Genomic DNA, 20704 nt, shown 5'->3' on the forward strand with positions numbered 1-20704 from the left:
CCTGCCAGAATCGACGCGTGACCGAACTGCCCTGGGTGATCGACACGCGACTCGCGCCCCGCCGCCGCAACCCCGTGTGGGGCACGCTCGCGCTCATCGCCGCCGTGCTGTGCGGAGCGATGCTGCTGCTCGCGACCGGCGTCGCGTTCGTCGACCTCGACGGCATCGTCATCTGGCTGCTGCCGCTCTGGGGCATCTGCACGCTCCTGTCGATCGCGTTCGCCATCACCGCCGCCGTCAAGCGCGGCACCGCGAACATCACGATGGCCGCGATCAGCGGCGGTCTGCTCGTCATCTCCAACCCCGTCGTGTTCCTCGTGATCGGCTTCGCGCTCGGCCTGCTCGAGTAGCGCGCGCCTCCCGCTCGCCGCTCGCGGCCGCTCGTAGCATCGGGCGATGCTCGAAGACCTGCTGACCGAACCCCGCACGCCGCGCCCCGCGCCCGTGCGCTCCGCCCGCGACCGCCGCCGCGCACGCCTCGGGGTGCTCTCGCTCTGGCTGCTCGCGGCCGCCGCGGCGCTGCAGGTCTTCTCGCTCGTCCAGCAGTTCAGCCACCTGTTCGCGCCGAAGCCCGGCGAGCTCCCCGTGCTCGTCGTCGTGCTCGTGCTGGTGGTGCTCGTCGGCCTCGGCGGTGTCGTCGCGGGATGCGTCGCCGCGACGGTGCCGGACGGTCGCCGCACCGGCGTCTTCGGTGCGGCGCTCGGCCTCGGCTTCCTCGTGCTGTTCGGCGCCGCGACCTCCTTCGGCTGGGGCTTCCTGGACGCGCTCTCCGCCTCGGTCTGACGCGCCCCGAGTGCGGTAACGATTCGGGCGCGGCACTGGCCGTCGACGACGCGGCGCGCCAGGATGGGCCCGTGCCGCCCTCGCCCGAGTTCGTGATGCCCCCGGAGCCTCCGGCACGCCAGCTCGCAGCACCCGCTCCGGCGCCGGGACCGCCAGAGCCCGAGCGGCACCCCGCCGCGCACCTCACCGCCGAGCCCGACGAGCCGATCGCGCGACCGCGGGTCCCGTGGCGCCAGCTCACGGCCGCGGCGCTCGTCGGCATCCTGGTCGGCGCCGGCCTGCCCTCGGTGTTCCAGGGCGTCGACGGAGCGGCGGCGGATGCGCGGGTCGAGAGCCTGCGGAGCACGACGATGGCCTACCTCGATGCGATCGCCGCCGGGGAGTCGAACGCCGCGACGGCGATGGTGCCGGTCGAGGCCGACGCCGAGACGCCGCCCGACGCGGTGCTCCGCTCGGCGCAGCGGATCGAGCTGCCCGAGGTGCGGCTGACGCAGGTCGAGGGCGATCTCGCAACGGTCCAGGTGCACTACCGGGCCGGCGGGCGCATGATCTCGCGCTCGCTCGACGCCGAGCACGTGGGCGGGCAGTGGCGGCTGCTCACGTCGCTCGCCGAGCCCGTGATCGCCCACTCGTTCGACGGGACGAGCGGCATCACGGTCGCCGGCGTCGACCTGCCGCCGACCGGTCGCGTGCTGCTCTACCCGGGCACGTACCGGACCGACCGCACGACCACGCCGCTCATCGCGATGGGCGGCGAGCGGTTCGACGTCGATGGCGACCCGAGCACGCCGACGGAGGTCTACTCGGCGATGGACGTCGCGCCCGGGATGGCCGATGTCGCGGAGGAGGTCGCGATCGCGCACGTGCGCGCGTGCGATTCGGGCGCCGAGTGCGCGATCGAGGCGGGCGCGGATGTCGAGATGGTGGACGAGCCCTGGGTGGAGAGCGTCGACGCGAGGGGCGCCGTCAGCATGATGGTGCAGCTGCACAGCCGCGACTTCTCGGGACAGACCCGCCAGCTGCGCATGCGGGCTGTCGTCGATGAAGCCGGAGCGCTCGTCGGGTGGGAGTGCGGCGACATCAGCGAGCAGGGCTTCCCAGGCGCGATGGAGCCCTGCCGCGCCTGAAGTCGTCCCTGTCGGATGCCTCGGTCAGCGCGACGATGCTCGCGTGTCGCCGCGGAACCCGTGATGGCACGAGGAGGCGCACGTGCTGACGCCCGAGTTCGTCATGCCACCGGAGGCGACCGAACCGCCCTCGACGCGCGCTGCGCCGCCCGCCCGGGGACGTCAGCCCGCGACATCCGACCCTGCCGTCGACCCGACCGTCGACCCGACCGTCGACCCGACCGTCGACCGCGACGACATCGTGCTGACGCACGAGCGCCGGCCCTGGCGGCAGCTCGTGATCGCCGCGCTCGTCGGCGTGCTGCTCGGCTCCTCGGTGCCCGCCGTGCTGCAGCAGGCGGATCGCACGGCGGCGGTCGAGCGCGTCGACGGCCTGCGCTCCACCGCCCAGCGCTACCTCGACGCGATCGCCGGCGGTGACGCCGCGCTCGCCACCGCGATCGCGCCGGTCGAGGGCGACCCCGCTCCCGCGCAAGCGCTGCGGGCGGCCGAACCGATCACCGCGGTCGAGGTCAGCTCCGTGGTGGTGGACGAGCAGGCGGGCAGCGTCGAGGTGCGCTACCAGGTCGGCTCCGCCCGCGAGCGGCAGACGCTCTCCGCGGAGCGCGCGGCTGGCGCGTGGAGGCTCACGACCTCGCTCGCGGAGCCGGTCGTCGTGCATGCCACTGACGGGTCGACCGGTGTGCTCGTCGGCGGCGTCGAGCTGCCGTCGTCGCGCGCGGTCATGCTCTACCCGGGTCGCTACGAGGTCGATCGGGTCTCCGGGCCGATGCTGCGGACAGGGGGCGAGGGCTTCGAGGTCGACGGCGACCCTGCGTCGTCGACCGAGCTGCACACCTCCGTCGAACCCTCGGAGCGGCTCGGCGACGCGGCGATCGCGGTCGCAGCGTCGCGCGTCGAGTCGTGCGAGGCGCAGCCCGCGTGCCCGATCGGCCAGTACACGGTCGTCGCCATCCCGCCCGTCGCCCCGGAGATCCTGCGCGTCGACCCTGACGGCGCGACCGATCTCGTCGTGGTGCTCGGGCTCGACGCGGCATCGGGCGGTCGGCGACAGGAGCTGCAGCTGCGCGTCATCACCGACGGGGCCGACGCGCCCCTGCGCTGGGAGTGCGGAGCGATCGACGAGCCGCACAGCGATCTCGAGCCCTGCATGCCCTGAACTGCCCTCTGTTCGCGCCCTCGTAACGGCGTGACAATGGATGCGTGTCGACGTCGATGCCGCGGTTCGAGATGCCGTCGGAGGTGGTCGCCCCACCCTCGACGGTCGCCGATGAGCCTGGCGTCGAGACGTCGCGCGACGCCCAGCCCTCGGCACCCGTGCACGCTCGACCGGGCACCCGCTCGGGCTTCGGCTGGCGCCAGGTGGTGATCGCCTGCGTGCTCGGCGCGGTGCTTGGCGCCGCCGTGCCCGCGACGCTCGACGCGGTGGAGCGCGCCGCCGCGGCGGCTCGAGTCGACACGCTGCGGGCGGCGGCGCTCGACTACCTGACGGCGATCGCCGACGGCCGGGCCGAGCTCGCCTCGGAGGCGGTGCCGCTCGGCGGTCGGGGCGCGGCGGCGCCGGATGCGGTGCTGCAGGCCGCGGGCAGGATCGAGGCGTACGAGGTGCGGCTCGTGCACGTCGACGGCGCCGTCGGCACGGCGGAGGTGCGCTACCGCGTCGGCGGCAGCGACGTCTACCGCACCCTGCAGGCCGAGCACGACGCCACCGGATGGCGGCTGCAGACGTCGCTCGCCGAGGTCGTCGACCTCGCCTACTACGAGCCGATCACGAGGGTGCAGATCGCCGGGGTCCCGCTCGGCGGGGGAGCGCCGGTGCTGCTCTACCCGGGCACCTACACGGTCGACATCGTCTCGGGGCCCATCTTCCTCTCGGGCGGCGACGTCTTCGTCGTCGACGGCGACCCGCACACGCCCACGGTGCCTTACGTCACGGCCGGGGTGGTGCCGCAGATCAGCGACTACGCGACCGAGCTCGCGATGGCGTCGGTCGCGGCCTGCCAGACGGAGCCGGGCTGTGCCGTGCCCGCCGACGCGCGGGTCGAGCCGACCGGTGCCGTGGTGCGGATGGGCATGGGAGCGACGATGGAGTCGATCGACCTCTCGGTGCCGGTCGCGGCAGCGGTCGAGGGCGGACCCGAGTGGTTCGAGGTGCGCGTGCGCGTCGTGCTCGACGAGAGGGGTGCGCCGGTCGAGTGGCTGTGCGGCAAGCCGGGCGAGCTCGGCACCGACCTGGTCCCCTGCGCTGCCTGAGCCGATGGTGGCGGTGACCCGTGGCGACGCCGGAGTGGGAGGTGCCTGGCCCGAGCGAGGCGCGGGGCGAGCGCTCGATCATGCCGGCCTTCGTGATGCCCGACGTCGCGGCATCCGATCGACCGATCGCCGATCGCGCGCCGGATCCTGCGCCGCCGCTCGAGGCTGTCGTCGAGCCCTCGGCCGCCGCGAGCCTGCCGCGCCTCGCGCGCCCGGGCGAGCGCCGGCGCCAGCTCCTGGTCGCCGCGCTGATCGGACTGCTCGTCGGCATGGTCGTGCCGGGCGGCATCGCCGCCGCAGAGCAGATGGCGGCGCAGGAGCGCGCCGACCGCCTCCGCGCGACGGCCTCGGCCTACCTCGCGGCCATCGCCGTGGGCAGGAGCGACGAGGCGACAGCGCTCGTCCCATTGCCGGCGCTCGCCGCCCCAGCGGGCGCTCGCGGGGCACCCGGGTGGCTGCTCGAGTCCGCGGACCGCATCCGCGGGGCGGTCGTGCCGTTCGTGCACGTCGAGGGGCAGGCGGGGCGCGTGGTGGTGCGCTACCGGGTCGCGGACCGCACCGTCACGCGCACGCTCGAGGCCGAGCAGGTCGACGGAGCGTGGCGATTCATCGATTCGCTCGCGGAGCCGGTGGTGATGCATCAGGTCGGCGGCGGCACGGCGAGCATCGCCGGCACGCTCATGACTGGCGCCGCGGTGCAGCTCTACCCGGGCGTCTACAGGTTCGACGCCTTCGCTCGCGAGCTCGTCGAGATCGGCGGCAACGCGTTCGAGGTCGACGGCGACCCGGGCACGCGCACCGAGGCGGTCGCCGGCGCCCGCATCGTCCCGGCCGTGCACGACCGCGTCATCCAGGTGGCGCTCGCGGCCTCCGCGGCGTGCCAGCAGCAGGATGGATGCGTCCTCGCGCCCGACGCGGCCGTGCGGGCACCCGAGGGAGCGACGCTGCTCGGCGCCATGGACGATCCCGGCGCGATCGATCTCGTCGTGCCGCTCGAGGCCGTCGTCGAGGGGTCCGAGCGCTGGACGGAGATGCGCATCCGCGTCACCGCCGACGAGCTGGGGAGCCCCGCGGCGTGGCTGTGCTCGGCGCCCGGAGCGCCCGGCGGCGCGCTCGAGCCGTGCCCCTGACCGACCACGCGCGCGGCGCGATGACTAGGGTGGGCAGGTGACCATCTCGCCGCTCTTCGACCCCGCCGAATGGGCCGACGCCGAGCCCGGCTACGACGACATCACCGTGCACCGCTCGCGCGACGGCCGCATCGCGCGCATCGCGTTCGATCGCCCGGAGGTGCGCAACGCCTTCCGCCCGCACACGGTCGACGAGCTGTACCGCGCGCTCGACGCCGCGCGGCAGGACAGCCGCATCGGCGTCGTGCTGCTGACGGGCAACGGGCCGAGCCCGAAGGACGGCGGCTGGGCGTTCTGCTCGGGCGGCGACCAGCGCATCCGCGGCCGCGACGGCTACAAGTACGCCGAGGGCGACACGGCGGGCTCGATCGATCCCGCGCGCTCCGGCCGGCTGCACATCCTCGAGGTGCAGCGGCTCATCCGCTTCATGCCGAAGGTCGTCATCGCCGTCGTGCCCGGCTGGGCGGCCGGCGGCGGCCACTCGCTGCACGTCGTGTGCGACCTGACGATCGCGAGCGCCGAGCACGGCCGCTTCAAGCAGACCGACGCCGATGTCGGCTCGTTCGACGCCGGCTACGGCTCCGCCTACATGGCGCGGCAGACGGGGCAGAAGTTCGCGCGCGAGGTCTTCTTCCTCGCCCGCGAGTACAGCGCCGAGCGCGCGCTCGCGGCGGGCGCGATCAACGCCGCCGTGCCGCACGCCGAGCTCGAGTCGACCGCGATCGACTGGGCGCGCGAGATCCTCACGAAGAGCCCGACGGCCATCCGGATGCTGAAGTTCGCCTTCAACGCGGTCGACGACGGCCTCGTGGGGCAGCAGATCTTCGCGGGGGAGGCGACCCGGCTCGCGTACGGCACCGACGAGGCCGTCGAGGGGCGCGACGCGTTCCTCGAGAAGCGCGAGCCCGACTGGTCGCCCTTCCCGTGGCAGTACTGAGACGAGCACGACCGCAGCGAGGGGAGCGCACATGACGATCGTCGTCGAGACGAGCGGTTCGAGCGGCGTGCCCAAGCGGGTGATCATCTCGGAGGAGGCGATCGCCGCCTCGACCGCCGCCGCGATCGATCGACTCGGCGGCGCCGGCCAGTGGGTGCTCGCGCTGCCCGAGCAGTACATCGCCGGCAAGAACGTCATGTGGCGCAACGCGGTCTCGGGGGCGCCGCTCGTGCGCACCGCGGGCGCGTTCACGGCCGAGGCCTTCCGCGAGGCCGTGCTGAGCCTCGAGCACGACCGCAAGTACACCTCGCTCGTGCCCACGCAGCTCGCCCGGCTCGTCGACGCCGCGCAGCTCGACCGCTCGTTCATCGGCCCGATCGCACGGCTCGACCGCATCCTGCTCGGCGGTCAGCGTGCCCCGCTCGGGCTCATCGAGCGAGCGGCCCGGCTCGGCTGGCGCATCACCCGCACGTACGGCGCGACCGAGACGGTCGGCGGATGCGTCTGGGACGGTCGACCGCTGCGCGACGTCAAGGTGCGCCTCACCGACCAGATCGAGATCTCGGGCCCGCAGCTCGCCGACGGCTACGACGATCCCGAGCTCACCGCGCAGCGGTTCATCACCGTCGGCACGGGCACCCGGTGGTACCGCACCGGCGACGCCGGCTCGCTGCTCGGCGGCACGCTGCAGGTCTCCGGCCGCATCGACGACGTCATCAACTCGGGGGGCATCAAGGTCTCGCTCGCTGCCGTCGAGCACGTCGTGCAGACGTTCGCGCCCGATGCGGTCGTGGTGTCGGCGCCGCACCCCGAGTGGGGCGAGGTGCCGGCGGTCGTGACGACGCTCAAGCCATCGCTCGCCGAGATCCGGGCCGCCGTCGCGAACGCGCTCGGCAAGCCGGCTCGTCCCAACCACCTCGTGACGGTCTCGGTGATGCCGACCACCGCATCCGGCAAGCCGGACCGCAAGCGCTTGAGCCGGCTCGTCGCGAACCGCACGCAGGAGCGCCGCCGCGGCATCTTCGGCTGACGATCGGCCCGCCCGCCGGCCCGCCGTCTTCGCGGACCCCTTCCACCCAGCGGGACCTCGTGCACCGGGTCCGGGTGGGTGGAATGGGTCCGGCGAGCGCAGCGCATCCGTCGCATCCGCGCGGCCGAAGTACCATCGAGGGGATGGCTTCTCCCCGCTCCGGCAACCCCGCACGACGCGCGCAGCTCGACGGCAGCGCGCCCAGCCCGGCGACCTGGCGCGACTGGATCGCCGCCGCACGCCCCCGCACGCTCGGCATGGCGGTCGCCCCGGTGGCGCTCGGCACGGCGGCGGCGTTCAACGCCGAGGGCTACCACTTGGGCATCGCGCTCGCGTGCCTCGCGCTCGCCCTGTGCATGCAGGTCGGCGTCAACTTCGCGAACGACTACTCCGACGGCGTCAAGGGCACGGATGCGGTGCGCGTCGGCCCCGGTCGCCTGGTCGGCGCGGGCAAGGCCGAGCCGCGAGCCGTGCGCAACGTCGCGATCGGCTTCCTCGCCGCGGGCGCGCTCGCAGGGCTCGCCGTCGTGCTGCTGTCGGGGCGCTGGTGGCTCCTGCTCGTCGGCGTCGTGTGCATCGTCGCCGCCTGGACCTACACGGGCGGCAAGCGCCCGTACGGCTACCTCGCGCTCGGCGAGGTGATGTCGTTCCTGTTCTTCGGGCCCGTCGCCGTGATCGGCACGACCTACGCGATCATCGGTCGCATCACCGAGGACTCGATCGCGCTCGGCATCGCGATCGGCTGCTTCTCGGCGGCGCTCATGCTCACGAACAACCTGCGCGACATCGACACCGACCGCGCCGCCGGCAAGCGCAGCCTGCCGACCCTCATCGGCCGCCGCGCGTCGAAGGCCCTCTACGTGCTGCTCATGCTCGTGCCGTTCGGCATCCTCTGGGTCTTCTCGTACGCGCTCGCCTACGGCGTCGCCGTCTTCGCCGTGCTGCTGCTCGCGGGGCCGGCGATGGTCATCGTGGTGCTGTCGCGCTCGCCGCGCGACCTCATCACCGCGCTCGGCCTCACCGGCATGTCGGCGCTGCTCTACGGCGTCGGCCTCGCGGTCGCCATCTGGGGCGGCCCGGGGGGATTCCTGCCCGCCGCCTGAGCGAGCGGCGCGGGCCCGACCGGCGCCGGTGGACGATGATGGATGCGTGCCGACGCCGATGCCGGAGTTCGCGATGCCGCCCGAGCGAGCGAGCTCCGCGGAGCGTCCGGCGCGGACGGCGAAGCGGCGCAGGCGCGTCGCCGGCGCGGTCCTCGCCGCGCTCGTCGTCATCGGCGGCTCGACGGCGGCGATCGTCCAGGCGGTGCAGCGCGACGCCGACGCCGCCGCGGCCGGCGCGCTGACCGCCGCCGCGCTCGAGTACCTGGGGGCGATCTCCGAGGGCGGAGGCGATGCGGCCACGGCGATGGTCCCGGTCGACGGCCCCGCGCCGCTCCTCGGCGACGCGGCGCTCGTGGCCGCCGTCGGCATCCAGGATCTCGGCGTCGAGGGCGTCGAGGTCGACGGCGATGCGGCGACCGTGGTCGTCCAGTTCCGCGCCGGCGAGCAGCGCGTCGAGCGCCGCTTGGAGGCGGTGCGCGACGGCGGTTCGTGGCGCTTGACGACGACGGTCGCGGAGCGCGTGGTGCTCGACAGCGCTGGACTCGGTGCCCTGCCCGAGCAGCTCGGCGCATCGGTCGACCTCGTGGAGGGCACGCTGCTCTACCCCGGCGTGTACCGCACCGAGTCGTTCGAGCACGGCATCGTGACCGTCGAGGCGGCGACGGTCGTGGTCGATGGCGACCCGGGCACGGCGCAGCCCCGAGAGCCTCCGCGCTGGCGCGTGCCTGGCGGCGTGCTCGACGAAGCCAGGGCGCTCGCCCTCTCGCACGCCACGGCGTGCCAGGCGACGGGCGCGTGCGCGGTGCCATCGGGGGCGCTGCTCGGCCTCGGCGATCAGGCGACGGTCGACCTCGGGCCAGACAGCGCGGTCGAGTTCGTCGTGCCGCTGCGCGTGCTGCGAGACGGCACGGGCGAGCCGACGCAGCTCGAGGTCGGCGTGCGTGCGCGCGCCACTGCCTGGGCGGGCATCGACTGGCAGTGCAGCGCACCCATCCCGCGCGGCAGCGAGCCGCCGGCCGAGCGCGCCTGGGAGCCCTGCGCCTGAGTCGAGCGCCGGGACGGCGGGCGGCGGAGGCTCCGGGCCGGCGAAGGCTCCGGGCCGGCGAGCGCGTCCGTCGCCTGCGCGGGGTGGTCACGACACGCCGTCGTCGAGCGTGCTCAGGCGGCGTGTCGTGACCACCCCGCGGCGCACAGGCGGCGTGTCGTGACCACCCTGCGTGAGGGCTAGGGGCGGGATGCGTGCGGCTCGTCGGGCGTGCTGCCGTCCGACCGCTCGGCCCGGTCGGGGCGCGCGTCCGGCTCGTGCGCATCGACGGGCTGCGATGCGTCGTGCGCAACACCGGGTCCGTCGGCGGCGACCGGCTCGCGGGTGTCGGCGGGCAGCGCGGCGTCGGGAGCGTCGACGGTCCCAGCCGGCTCGCGCCCATCGAAGGGCTCCGCCGTGTCGAGCGCCGCATCCTCGATGTCGCCGTCGTCGGGGCCCGCGCCGTCGCGCTTGCGGCCCTCGCGCATCCGCTGCAGATCGGCGGCCGCCTCCTGGCGGAGCTTGCCGAAGAAGACGATGCTCGCCGCGAAGGCGAACGCGATGGAGACGAGCAGCGACAGCAGCCACGGCACCTGCGCGATCATCAGGACCGCGAACGGCACGAGGAACAGCAGGGCGCGCACCACGAGGTAGCGCATCGAGGGAGCCATGTACCAAGTCTATGAGCGACCCATAGCCAAGGCCCGTAGGGTAGGGGCATGCGGTGGTTGATCATAGGCGGAGTCCTGGCCCTCGTGGTCACGGTGTACGCGCTCGTCGACCTCACCGTCACGGACGACCGGCGCATCCGTCGCCTCAACCGGGTGCTCTGGGTCGTGCTCATCGTCGTCGTGCCGATCTTCGGCGCGATCGGCTGGCTCGCCTGGGGCAAGGGCCCCGTGTCGAGTGGCAGGCCCATGGCGCCGGACGACGACCCGTCGTTCAAGCGCTCGCCCGACGTGAGCGACGACGAGGCCGACCGACGCATCGCCGAGATCGAGGCGCAGCTCGCCGCGCTCGACGAGGAGGTCGACATCGTGCGACCGACGAAGCCCGGGACCCAGCCGGAGCCCGACCCCGAGCCCGACTCTGCCCCCGAGCCCCCAGCCGACGACACCGACGGGCAGGGCCACCGGGCGCCTGACGACGGCGACGCCGCGCGTGCCTGAGGCCCTCCAGGCCGCACCGTACGCCGACCGCCTGGTCGCCGCGCTCGCGGCAGCCGGAGTGGCCGACATCGTCGTCTCGCCGGGCTCCCGCTCGCAGGCGATCGCGCTCGCCGCCGCTCGCCTCGCGCGCGACGGCGCGGTCGCGCTGCACGTGCGCATCGACGAGCGCTCGGCCGCGTTCCTCGCGCTCGGGCTGGCGCGCGAGAGCGGCGCGCCCGCCGCGATCGTCGTCACGAGCGGCACGGCCGTCGCCAACCTCCACCCCGCCATGCTCGAGGCGCACCACAGCGACGTGCCGCTCATCGCCATCTCGGCGGACCGGCCGAGCGAGCTGCAGGGGATCCGCGCGAACCAGACGGCCAACCAGCCCGGCATCTTCGGCGATGCGGCGCGCGTCGTGCTCGACCTGTCGGCGGATGCGCTCCACGACCCCGAGGGCGACGCGGTCGCCGCCGTGCGCGCGGCGCTCGGGTGGCGGGGCGAGCCCGGGGGCGAGGCGATGGCAGCGCACACCGAGCCGGGCCCGGTGCAGCTCAACATCGCCTTCCGCGAGCCGCTCTCGGGCGGCGACGCCGCGGTCGGCCCCGCCGTCGCGCGCGTCGATCGGCCGCCGATGCCGACGGCGACGCTCGAGCCGGCGCCTCGCACCGTCGTGATCGCCGGAGCCGACGCCGGACCGGCCGCCGTCGACCTCGCCGAGGCGATCGGCGCGCCGCTCATCGCCGAGCCCACCTCGGGCGCGCGCTTCGGCCCGATGCTCGTGCCGCACGGCCGCGACGTCATCCCGCAGCTCGGCGACGAGGTGCGACGCGTCGTCGTCGTCGGGCACCCGACGCTCGCGCGTTCGGTGACGGGGCTCATCCGTCGCCCCGACGTCGAGGTCGTGACGATCGGCCGCGCCGAGCAGGACAACGTGCGCGGCACCGGAGCCGGAGCGGTGCTCGCGGGCAGGATCGCCGTGGTCGAGGCCGACGAGCCCGACCGCGGATGGGTCGACCGCTGGATCGCGGCCGGCCGGGCGCTCGCGGTCGAGCGCGACCGTGAGGTCGGGCCCGACTCGCGGCTGCCGCGCGCCGACTACGCGAGGGCCGAGCTCGCCGAGGGGCGCATCCGCATCTCCCGCCGCGACCTCGTCACGGCCGTCTGGGACCGCACCTGGCCGCACGACCGCCTGGTCGTCGCCGCCTCCCGGCTCATCCGCGAGCTCGACGCCTTCGCCGGACCCAAGGCCGTCACGGCGCGCGCCAACCGCGGTCTCGCGGGCATCGACGGCACCGTCAGCACCGCATCCGGAGTCGCGATCGTGCACGAGCGCGAGGGTGCCGGCGGGATCACGCGGCTGCTCATCGGCGACCTCGCCCTGCTGCACGACGCCGGCGGGCTGAACGTGCCGCCGGGGGAGCCGCGGCCGCAGCTGCAGATCATCGTCGGCAACGACCGAGGCGGCTCGCTCTTCGAGCTGCTCGAGGTCGCGGGCAGCGCCGATCCCGCCGACTTCGCCCGCGTGCAGCGAACCCCGCACGACGTCGACCTCGAGCAGCTCGCCGCCGCCTACGGTTGGGCCTACGAGCGGGTCGTCGACCGCGCGGGCCTTCGGAGGGCGCTCTCGCAGTCGACACCCGGCATCATCGAGGCAGTGCTGGAAGGGGAGACGCATGCGCAATCGCTCTGAGGCCCGTCGTGGCGCGCTCGGCATGGCGTCGATCACGCCGGGGACGACGATCGTCATCACCGGGGGCGGCAGCGGCATCGGCCGGCTGGTCGCGCTCGGCGCCGCCCGCAAGGGCGCGCACGTCGTGCTGTGGGATCGAGACGGCGACGCGGCGCGCGGCGTCGCGCACGAGGCGACCGCGCTCGGCGGGCGGGGCACCGCGGTCGTCGTCGACCTCGCCGACAGCGACGCGATCGAGCTCGCCGCCGCCGAGACGCTCATGCTCGGCACCGTCGACGTGCTCGTGAACAACGCCGGTGTCGTCTCCGGCCGGCCGCTCACCGAGCTCTCGCCGCAGCAGATCGAGCGCACCATGCGCGTCAACGCGATCGCACCCATCCTCGTCACCCGCGCGCTGCTGCCCGCGATGCGCGACGCGGGCAAGGGCCGCATCGTCACGGTCGCGAGCGCCGCCGGGTTCATCGGCGTCGCCGGCCAGACCGACTACGCCGCCTCGAAGTTCGCCGCCGTCGGGTTCATGGAGTCGCTGCGCGCCGAGCTGCGCAAGGAGGGCTCACCCATCTCGACGCTCACCGTCGCGCCGTTCTACATCGACACCGGCATGTTCGCGGGCGTCACGACGAAGGTGCCGGCGCTGCTGCCGATCCTCTCGTCGGCGACCGTGGCCACGCGCATCCTCGCCGCCATCGAGTCGCGGCGCTCGCTGCTCGCGCTGCCGCCGCTCGTGCGCTTCGTACCGGCGATCAAGGTGCTCCCGCCCGCGCTCGCCGACCGGATCGCGGATGCGCTGGGTGTCAACGAGGGTATGGACGGGTTCACGGGGCGCGAGGCGGCGGACGAGCGGCAGTCTCGGGCGAGGCACGCCTGATGCGATGGCCGTGGCGGCGGCGCGAGCTGCCTCCCGTGCCGTCGGTGACCGAGGTGGTCGAGCGTCGCTGGATGCTGCCGCGTACGCTCATCATCCTGCTGTCGATCATCGGCACGATCGGCGTGCTCATCCTGCTCAGCCAGGTCGCGACGTTCGTCGCGCCCATCTTCCTCGGCGTCAACCTCGTGATCGCGGTCATGCCGCTGCAGCAGTGGCTGCTGCGGCTCGGCGCGCCGAAGATCGTGGCCGCGCTCGCCGCGCTGCTCACCGTCTACGTCTTCCTCGCAGCGCTCTTCTGGTCGATCTACTGGTCGGTGCAGTCGCTCGTGCAGGAGCTGCCGGGCTACGGTCCGGAGTTCAACGCGCTGTACCGCAACGTGATGGCGTGGCTCGAGGGGTTCGGCATCTCGCAGGACGAGGCGCTCCACCAGCTGCAGAGCGCGTTCAGCCCCAGCGCGATCGCGAGCGGCCTCACGAGCGTGCTGTCGAACGCCGGCACGGTGCTCGCGTTCCTCGCGACCCTCACCGTCGTCGTCTTCTTCCTCGCGTGGGACTCGATGCACCTGCCCGAGCGGGTCGAGCGCATCGCGCTCACGCACCCGGGGATCGTGCGGGGCGTCGACCGCTTCGCGGCGGGCGTGCAGCGCTACTGGGTCGTCACGACGCTCTTCGGCCTCATCGTCTCGGCGCTCGACCTCGTCGCGCTCACGGCGCTCGGCGTGCCGCTCGCGCTCGTCTGGGCGGTGTTCGCCTTCGTCACCAACTACATCCCCAACGTCGGCTTCGTCGTCGGCGTCATCCCGCCGACGCTCATGGCCCTGCTCGCGAACGGCCCCATCAACGCGCTGCTGACGGCGATCCTCTTCAGCGTCATCAACTTCGTGATGCAGTCGCTCGTGCAGCCGAAGGTCGCGGGCGACGCGGTCGGTGTCACACCCGCGACCTCGTTCCTGTCGCTGCTCGTGTGGGCGTTCGCGCTCGGGCCGGTCGGCGCGCTCCTCGCGCTGCCCGCGACGCTCGCCGTGAAGACACTCATCGTCGACCCCGACCCGCGGCTCGCGTGGGCGAGCGCGCTCATGTCGAACAAGCTCGAGCCGCCGCGCCACGGCAGGCTCGGCAGGGCCGTCTCGCCCGGGGTGCACGGCACATCCGGGGTGCAGGGCGCGACCTGAGCGGAGGGATACCGGCCTCCTGGGCGGCCGCCGCGGCACCGGGCTACGCTCGGCGCATGACAGCGATCACCGACGCGCTCCGCATCACCCGCTCCGTCCGCCTCGCCGACGTGGATCCCGCATCCACCCCCGGCTTCGTCGGCGACAAGGTCGCGGGAGCCGCGGCGCTCGCGGCCGGCGCCGACCGGCTCGCCGAGATGCAGGAGCGGCTCTACGCCGCGAGCCGCGCGGGCGGCGACCGCTCGGTGCTGCTGATGGTGCAGGGCATGGACACCTCCGGCAAGGGCGGCATCATGCGCCACGTCGTCGGGCAGGTCGACCCGCAGGGCGTGCGGATCACGGCGTTCAAGGCGCCCACGCCGGCGGAGCGCCGCCACGACTTCCTCTGGCGCATCGAGCGCGCGCTGCCGCAGCCCGGCATGATCGGCGTCTTCGACCGCTCGCACTACGAGGACGTGCTGATCCACCGCGTGCGCGGCCTCTCGAAGCCCGAGGTCATCGAGGAGCGCTACGGCCGCATCGTCGAGTTCGAGCAGCAGGTCGCCGAGCGCGGCATCGCGCTCGTCAAGGTGATGCTGCACATCTCGCGCGCCGAGCAGGGCGCGCGGCTCCTCGAGCGGCTCGACCGGCCCGAGAAGCACTGGAAGTACAGCGGCGGCGACGTCGACGAGCGCGAGCAGTGGGACGCCTACATGGAGGCGTACGAGATCGCGATCGAGCGCACCGCGAGCGCCTCGGCGCCGTGGCACGTCGTGCCCGCCGACCGCAAGTGGTTCGCGCGGCTCGCGGTGCACGAGCTGCTCATCGAAGCGCTCGAGGGCATCGACCCGCAGTGGCCCGTCGCCGACTTCGACGTCGCGACGGAGCGGGAGCGGCTCATCGCGACGGGCGATGTCGCGGTCGTCGAGGCGGATGCGGTGAGTGGCTCGGAGGGCGAGGGGCTGGACGAGCCGGCGGGGGAGAAGGCCGGCAAGAAGGCCGGGAAGAAGGTCGGCAAGGGCAAGAAGGCCGGGAAGAAGGCTGCCAAGAAGGCCCGGAAGAAGGCTAGGAAGGGCAAGAAGACCGGGAAGTAGACCGGGAAGCGGTCGTCGCGTCGGAGGGCGAGGCGATCCGCGGCGAGCGGCCTCGGATCACCTCGCCCTGTGCCGGGCGGCCCGGATCGCCTCGGCTGGGGACGCCGGTCAGGCCGGGTCGGGGGTGAAGACGTCCTCGATGCGGCAGTCGAAGGCCGCGGCGATGCGGAAGGCGAGCGGCAGGCTCGGGTCGAAGCGGCCCTTCTCGATCGAGATCACCGTCTGCCGCGAGACGCCCAGCTCGTCGGCGAGGCGCTGCTGCGACCAGCCGCGCTCCCGCCGCAGCTCGGCGAGCGTGCTCTGCACGGCTCAGCCCCTGCGGGCGACGAGGTAGCGGATGCCGAAGCTCGCCATCATGACGACGACGACCGCGAGCAGCGTGTACGAGCCCGGCACCTCCGCACGGGAGACGAACAGCGCCGCGGTGCCCAGCCCGGCGAGCGTGAGCGTGTCGGTGAAGGCGCCCTGGGATGCGCGGTCGAACCAGGAGGACTCGACCGACTCCTCGGGGCGGTCGAGCGCGCCTCGCAGCGTCGAGCGGTCGACGACAGCGAGCCACACCGCCGAGATCATCGGGAGCGCGGTCGCGAGCGCGAACACCGCCGCCACGAGCAGCACCTCCGCCCCCGCGGCACCGGCGGCCCAGCCGGCGAGCGCGCCGGCCGCGGCGGCGAGCACGAGCCCGAGCGGCACCGCGATGAGCAGCGCCGAGCCGCCGAAGCGCGAGCGGCCCCACTTGGGTCGCGCATCCGTCGTGCCGGTCGTCGATCCCTCGTGCTGCGCCATGCTCATCCCTCTCGTCGTGGCGGCGACTGCCGCTCTGTCAAGGAAGTTTTACATGTCAAGTGCACTTGACGCAAGCCCGACGAGCAGCGCTACGGCAGCGGATCGGCGAGCGCGTCGGAGATGGGGCGCAGCTTCACGCCCGTCTCGACGAGCTCGGCCTGCGGGTCGGAGCCCGCGACGACGCCTGCCCCGGCGAACGCGCGGATGCGGCCCGTCGAGTCGATCTCGGCGCCGCGGAGCGCGATGACCCACTCGCCCCCGCCCTCGCCGTCGATCCAGCCCACCGGTCCGGCGTAGCGGCCCCGGTCGACGCCCTCGAGCTCGCGGATGATCGCGAGCGCCTCGGCGCGCGGCGTGCCCGCGACGGCCGCGGTCGGGTGCAGCAGGGCCAGCACGTCGAGGGTCGAGCTGTCGCCGAGCGTGCCGGTGATGTCGGTCGCGAGGTGCCAAAGGTTGGGCAGCCGCAGGGGGAAGGGCTCCGAGGCGCGGGTGTCGGGCGCGAGCTCGCGCAGCACCTCGATCGCGGAGTCGGCGGCGAAGCGGTGCTCGCGCACGTCCTTGTCGCCGCTCGCGAGCGCCTCGGCGATCTCGGCGTCGAGCGTCGGGGTCGCGCCGCGAGCCGCGGTGCCGGCGAGCACGCGCGAGAAGTAGTGGCCACGGTGCGCCGCGATGAGCGTCTCGGGGCTCGCGCCGACCACGCCGTCGACGGCGTAGGCCACCGCATCCGGGTATCGGCGGCCCAGCCCGACCACGACCGAGCGGATGTCGCCCTCCGGCGGCAGCTGCCCCACGCGGTCGCGCGCGACGACGACCTTCTCGGCGTCGCCGGCGCGGATGCGGTCGGTCGCCGCGGCGATGATGGCGCGGTAGCGGTCGGCGCCGATCTCGCCGTCGGTGAGGTCGACCCGCACCTCGTCGATCGCCGTGGGGTGGAGGCGGCCGGTGTCGCCGATCCAGGTGATCCACTCGTCGTCGCCGCGTCGGCCGACGACGACCTGCGGCACGATGAGCACGCTCGTGGACGCCGACTCGTCGTCGAACGCGAAGGCGCCGAACGCCAGCAGTCCCGTGCCCGGCACCCCGACTGCGTCCTCGACGTGCGCGGCGCGCGCGACCTCGCGCCACGCATCCGCCGCATCCCTGAGCCGCGAGCGGCCGTGGAACTCGAGCCTGAGCGCCTCGCCCCGCCCGACGATGCCGTCGGCGCCGCGTCGGACGGCGAGCGGGGCGCGCGGGTCGGCGTGCTCCAGCAGGCGTCCGAGCTCCGCGCGCTCGGTGCGCGCCCGCAGGGCCGGCATGGGAGCCAGCCTACGCCGCCGCGCTGGGGGCGCCGCGGCAGGCTGGACGGCGGCCGGGTGGGCCGCGCGCCGGGACGCCTAGGATGGAGGACGTGAGCCGAGCAGACATGCAGAAGGACCCTGACGAGGTCGCGGGCATGTTCGACGCGACGGCCAAGCGCTACGACCTCCTCAACTCGTTGCTCTCGGGCGGCAACGACCGACTGTGGCGCATCCACATGCAGCGGGCCGTGCGCCCGCAGCCTGGTGAGCGGATCCTCGACGTCGCAGCCGGCACCGGAGCATCCTCCGCGCCGATGGCGAAGGCGGGCGCGCTCGTCACAGCCCTCGACATCAGCCACGGCATGATCGAGGAGGGCCGCAAGCGGCACGCCGACGTCGAGTTCGTGCACGGCTCGGCCGAGGAGCTGCCGTTCGACGGCGACTCGTTCGACGCGGTGACCATCTCGTTCGGGCTGCGCAACGTGCAGCACCCGCGCGCGGCGCTCAGCGAGTTCCTGCGCGTGCTCAAGCCCGGCGGCCGGCTCGTCGTGTGCGAGTTCTCGCACCCGCCGGTCAACGTCGTGCGCAAGGGCTACGAGCTCTACCTCGGCACGATGCTGCCGGGCGTCGCGAAGGCCGCGAGCTCCAACCCCGAGGCCTACCGCTACCTCGTCGAGTCGATCCGCTCGTGGCCCGACCAGCAGGCGCTGTCGCAGTGGATCCGCACCGCCGGGTTCACGCGCGTCGCGCACCGCAACCTCACGATGGGCGTCGTCGCGCTGCACCGCGGCCGCAAGCCCACCGACCAGACAGGCGCGATGCGCATCGCTCGACACGCGCTCGCCGAGGAGCAGGGCCTCGATGGCGTCGATCGCTGAGGCCTTCGGGCTCAGGGGGCCGCGCCTCGCGGCGCCCGCAGACCTGCGTGTCGTCGACAGCGTCGACCACGGTCTCGACGCGCTCGAGCTGCGCCTCGACGAGCACTTGCGCGTGACCGACCCGGTGGCGGATGCGGTGACGCGATACCTGCTCGAGGCGGGCGGCAAGCGCGCGCGGCCGCTCCTGCTGCTGCTCACCGCGCACCTCGGCTCGGGCATCGACGACGACGTGCTCTCGGCCGCCGAGGTGGTGGAGATCACGCACCTCGCGAGCCTGTACCACGACGACGTGATGGACGAGGCGGAGACCCGTCGCGGGGTGCCGTCGACGCACACCGTGTGGGGCAACTCCGTCGCGATCCTCGCCGGCGACCTGCTCTTCGCCCGCGCGGGCCAGATCGCGGCGCCGCTCGGCAGCGAGGTCGCGATGCTCCAGGCGCGCACCTTCGAGCGGCTGTGCCTCGGCCAGCTGCACGAGACGCTCGGTCCGGGCGAGACCGACCCCGTCGCCCACTACCTGCAGGTGCTCTCCGACAAGACCGGCTCGCTCATCGCGGCCGCGGCCGAGCTCGGGGCGGTCGTGAGCGGCGCCGACGCCGCGTACCGCGAGCCGCTGCGGCTCTTCGGCGAGCGCATCGGGGTGGCCTTCCAGATCGTCGACGACGTCATCGACCTCTCGGCCGATCCGGAGACGGGCAAGGACCAGGGCACCGACGTGCGCGCGGGCGTGGCGACGCTGCCTGTGCTGCTGCTCGCGAAGCGCGACGACGAGGCCTCGAACCGGCTGCGCGCTCGGCTCACGTCGCCGAGCGACGACGCCGACCTGTCGGCCGCCGTCGCCGAGCTCGCCGCGCATCCGGTCGTCGACGAGACGATCGCCGAGGCGGAGCGCTGGCAGCAGCGCGCGCTCGAGGCGCTCGCCCCGCTGCCGCGCGGCACCGTCCTGCGCGGGCTCGAGACGTTCGCCGAGCACGTCGTCTCGCGCACCCGTTGAACCACTGACGAACGCTGCTGACCCGTCAGCGAAGCCCCGGCGGCCAGGCCGCCCCGCAACCGAGGAGAACCGTGAGCGCACCGCTCCGCATCGCCGTCGTCGGCGCAGGACCCGCCGGCATCTACGCCGCCGACATCTTGAAGAAGTCGGCTGCCGAGTCCGGGCGCGACGTGCTCATCGACCTGTTCGAGCAGCTGCCCGCACCCTACGGACTCGTCCGCTACGGCGTCGCTCCCGACCACCCGCGCATCAAGGGCATCATCCAGGCGCTCCGAGAGGTGCTCGAGTCGGGCGTCGTGCGGCTGTTCGGCAACGTGCGCTTCGGCGAGGACATCACCATCGCCGACCTCGAGCGGCTCTACCACGGCGTCATCTTCGCGACCGGTGCCACCAAGGACGCGCCGCTCGAGATCCCCGGCGTCGATCTCGACGGCTCCTACGGCGCCGCCGACTTCGTCTCCTGGTACGACGGCCACCCCGACGTGCCGCGCGAGTGGCCGCTCGAGGCCAAGGAGATCGCGGTGATCGGCAACGGCAACGTCGCGCTCGACGTCGCCCGCATGCTCGTGAAGCACCCTGCCGACCTCATGCCGACCGAGGTGCCCGACAACGTCGTCGCGGGCCTCGAGGCATCCCCGGTCACCGACGTGCACGTGTTCGGCCGTCGCGGTCCGCTGCACGTGAAGTTCACGCCGCTCGAGCTGCGCGAGCTCGGCGAGCTGCGCGACGTCGACATGATCCTCCACGACGACGACTTCGGCGTCGACCCCGACGAGGAGACGCTCAAGCAGAACAAGCAGATCCTCGTCATCTCGCGCGTGCTCGACCAGTGGCGGCAGCGCGAGGTCGGGCAGGCGTCGCGCCGCCTGCACCTGCACTTCTGGTCGCGCCCGGATGCGGTCGTCGGCGAGGGCCGCGTCGAGGCGCTCCGCATCGAGCGCACCCGCCCGACGCCCGAGGGCCTCGAGGGCACGGGGGAGTACCGCGAGATCCCCGTGCAGGCGGTCTACCGCGCGGTCGGCTACTTCTCGTCGCCGCTCGCCGATGTGCCGTTCGACGACCGTCGCGGCGTCATCCCCAACATCGCCGGTCGCGTGCAGGACGGCTCGCGGCCCATGCCGGGCATGTACGCGACGGGGTGGATCAAGCGCGGGCCGGTCGGGCTCATCGGGCACACGAAGTCCGACGCGAAGGAGACGATCGAGCAGCTGCTCGGCGACGAACACTCGTGGTGGGCGCCCGAGTCGTACGACGCGGATGCGGTGCCCTCCCTGCTCGCGGAGCGCGGTGTCGCGTGGACCGACATCGAAGGCTGGGTGCGGCTCGACCAGCACGAGATCGCGCTCGGCGCGCCGCACGGCCGCGCGCGCGTGAAGGTGGTCGACCGCGAGGAGATGATCGGCGTCTCGCGCGACGAGCGCTGAC

21 protein-coding genes and 2 pseudogenes are annotated in these 20704 nt (G+C 73.8%); 19 read left to right on the forward strand and 4 right to left on the reverse strand.

All coding sequences use genetic code 11. The annotated features are described in order from the left end of the window. Positions 1-17 precede the first annotated feature (17 nt). The 11 genes and pseudogenes from ABD106_RS11255 (at position 18) to ABD106_RS11305 (ending at position 9408) form a co-directional block, all read left to right on the forward strand. Complete coding sequence (locus tag ABD106_RS11255) at positions 18-350, forward strand: hypothetical protein (protein WP_343920387.1); 333 nt, start codon at positions 18-20, stop codon at positions 348-350. 46 nt (positions 351-396) lie between these two features. Beyond that, positions 397-783 (forward strand): hypothetical protein, encoded by a 387-nt coding sequence (locus tag ABD106_RS11260; protein ID WP_343920389.1) that lies wholly within the window; start codon positions 397-399, stop codon positions 781-783. Positions 784-854: 71 nt separating this feature from the next. Beyond that, the gene (locus tag ABD106_RS11265) at positions 855-1910 is read left to right on the forward strand and encodes a hypothetical protein (protein WP_343920391.1); all 1056 of its coding nucleotides are present in this window, start codon (positions 855-857) and stop codon (positions 1908-1910) included. Positions 1911-1992: 82 nt separating this feature from the next. Continuing rightward, positions 1993-3069 carry a hypothetical protein gene (locus ABD106_RS11270; RefSeq protein ID WP_343920393.1) on the forward strand — a complete coding sequence of 359 codons (1077 nt, stop codon included), beginning with the start codon at positions 1993-1995 and terminating at the stop codon, positions 3067-3069. 44 nt (positions 3070-3113) lie between these two features. Then, complete coding sequence (locus ABD106_RS11275) at positions 3114-4163, forward strand: hypothetical protein (RefSeq protein ID WP_343920395.1); 1050 nt, start codon at positions 3114-3116, stop codon at positions 4161-4163. Between the two features lie 20 nt (positions 4164-4183). Further along, complete coding sequence (locus tag ABD106_RS11280) at positions 4184-5293, forward strand: hypothetical protein (protein ID WP_343920397.1); 1110 nt, start codon at positions 4184-4186, stop codon at positions 5291-5293. A gap of 37 nt (positions 5294-5330) precedes the next feature. Next, positions 5331-6230, forward strand: coding sequence for a 1,4-dihydroxy-2-naphthoyl-CoA synthase (locus ABD106_RS11285; protein ID WP_343920399.1), 900 nt, complete (start codon positions 5331-5333; stop codon positions 6228-6230). A 19-nt stretch (positions 6231-6249) separates the two neighbouring features. Continuing rightward, a pseudogene (locus ABD106_RS11290) lies at positions 6250-6735 on the forward strand (AMP-binding protein); the annotation flags it as partial. Between the two features lie 288 nt (positions 6736-7023). Further along, positions 7024-7260 (forward strand): AMP-binding enzyme, encoded by a 237-nt coding sequence (locus ABD106_RS11295; protein WP_343921060.1) that lies wholly within the window; start codon positions 7024-7026, stop codon positions 7258-7260. A gap of 143 nt (positions 7261-7403) precedes the next feature. Next, a complete protein-coding gene (locus ABD106_RS11300; protein ID WP_343920401.1) occupies positions 7404-8363 on the forward strand; it encodes a 1,4-dihydroxy-2-naphthoate polyprenyltransferase in 960 nt (319 codons plus the stop codon). A 46-nt stretch (positions 8364-8409) separates the two neighbouring features. Beyond that, positions 8410-9408, forward strand: coding sequence for a hypothetical protein (locus ABD106_RS11305; protein WP_343920403.1), 999 nt, complete (start codon positions 8410-8412; stop codon positions 9406-9408). 179 nt (positions 9409-9587) lie between these two features. On the opposite strand, the gene ABD106_RS11310 is transcribed toward ABD106_RS11305, so the two are convergent. Beyond that, complete coding sequence (locus tag ABD106_RS11310) at positions 9588-10058, reverse strand: DUF4229 domain-containing protein (protein ID WP_343920405.1); 471 nt, start codon at positions 10056-10058, stop codon at positions 9588-9590. 48 nt (positions 10059-10106) lie between these two features. Here ABD106_RS11310 and ABD106_RS11315 point away from each other — a divergent pair, with 48 nt between their 5' ends. From ABD106_RS11315 to ABD106_RS11335, 5 genes and pseudogenes are all read left to right on the forward strand, one after another. Then, entirely contained in the window at positions 10107-10556 is a 450-nt protein-coding gene (locus ABD106_RS11315; RefSeq protein WP_343920407.1) for a PLDc N-terminal domain-containing protein, read from the forward strand. After that, positions 10549-12228 (forward strand): 2-succinyl-5-enolpyruvyl-6-hydroxy-3-cyclohexene-1-carboxylic-acid synthase, encoded by a 1680-nt coding sequence (menD, locus tag ABD106_RS11320; RefSeq protein WP_343920409.1) that lies wholly within the window; start codon positions 10549-10551, stop codon positions 12226-12228. Before ABD106_RS11315 ends, menD begins: the two co-directional genes overlap by 8 nt. Then, positions 12212-13096, forward strand: a complete 885-nt coding sequence (locus ABD106_RS11325; protein ID WP_343920411.1) for an SDR family oxidoreductase — start codon at positions 12212-12214, stop codon at positions 13094-13096. Before menD ends, ABD106_RS11325 begins: the two co-directional genes overlap by 17 nt. Then, entirely contained in the window at positions 13096-14268 is a 1173-nt protein-coding gene (locus tag ABD106_RS11330; protein WP_343920413.1) for an AI-2E family transporter, read from the forward strand. The genes ABD106_RS11325 and ABD106_RS11330 overlap by 1 nt, the downstream gene beginning before the upstream one ends. A 56-nt stretch (positions 14269-14324) precedes the next feature. Beyond that, positions 14325-15155: pseudogene (locus ABD106_RS11335) on the forward strand (PPK2 family polyphosphate kinase); the annotation flags it as partial. 294 nt (positions 15156-15449) lie between these two features. Here the strand turns inward: ABD106_RS11335 and ABD106_RS11340 are convergent. From ABD106_RS11340 to ABD106_RS11350, 3 genes are all read right to left on the reverse strand, one after another. Beyond that, a complete protein-coding gene (locus ABD106_RS11340; RefSeq protein ID WP_343920415.1) occupies positions 15450-15647 on the reverse strand; it encodes a helix-turn-helix transcriptional regulator in 198 nt (65 codons plus the stop codon). A 3-nt stretch (positions 15648-15650) separates the two neighbouring features. Further along, positions 15651-16127 (reverse strand): hypothetical protein, encoded by a 477-nt coding sequence (locus ABD106_RS11345; RefSeq protein WP_343920417.1) that lies wholly within the window; start codon positions 16125-16127, stop codon positions 15651-15653. Between the two features lie 89 nt (positions 16128-16216). Further along, complete coding sequence (locus ABD106_RS11350) at positions 16217-17425, reverse strand: isochorismate synthase (protein ID WP_343920419.1); 1209 nt, start codon at positions 17423-17425, stop codon at positions 16217-16219. An 83-nt stretch (positions 17426-17508) separates the two neighbouring features. Here ABD106_RS11350 and ABD106_RS11355 point away from each other — a divergent pair, with 83 nt between their 5' ends. From ABD106_RS11355 to ABD106_RS11365, 3 genes are all read left to right on the forward strand, one after another. Next, complete coding sequence (locus ABD106_RS11355) at positions 17509-18285, forward strand: class I SAM-dependent methyltransferase (protein WP_343920421.1); 777 nt, start codon at positions 17509-17511, stop codon at positions 18283-18285. Further along, positions 18269-19279, forward strand: coding sequence for a polyprenyl synthetase family protein (locus ABD106_RS11360; protein ID WP_343920423.1), 1011 nt, complete (start codon positions 18269-18271; stop codon positions 19277-19279). Before ABD106_RS11355 ends, ABD106_RS11360 begins: the two co-directional genes overlap by 17 nt. A 71-nt stretch (positions 19280-19350) precedes the next feature. Then, a complete protein-coding gene (locus ABD106_RS11365) occupies positions 19351-20703 on the forward strand; it encodes an FAD-dependent oxidoreductase (protein ID WP_343920425.1) in 1353 nt (450 codons plus the stop codon). Position 20704: the final 1 nt, after the last annotated feature.

Source organism: Agrococcus citreus, from assembly GCF_039527715.1.
Lineage (GTDB): Bacteria > Actinomycetota > Actinomycetes > Actinomycetales > Microbacteriaceae > Agrococcus > Agrococcus citreus.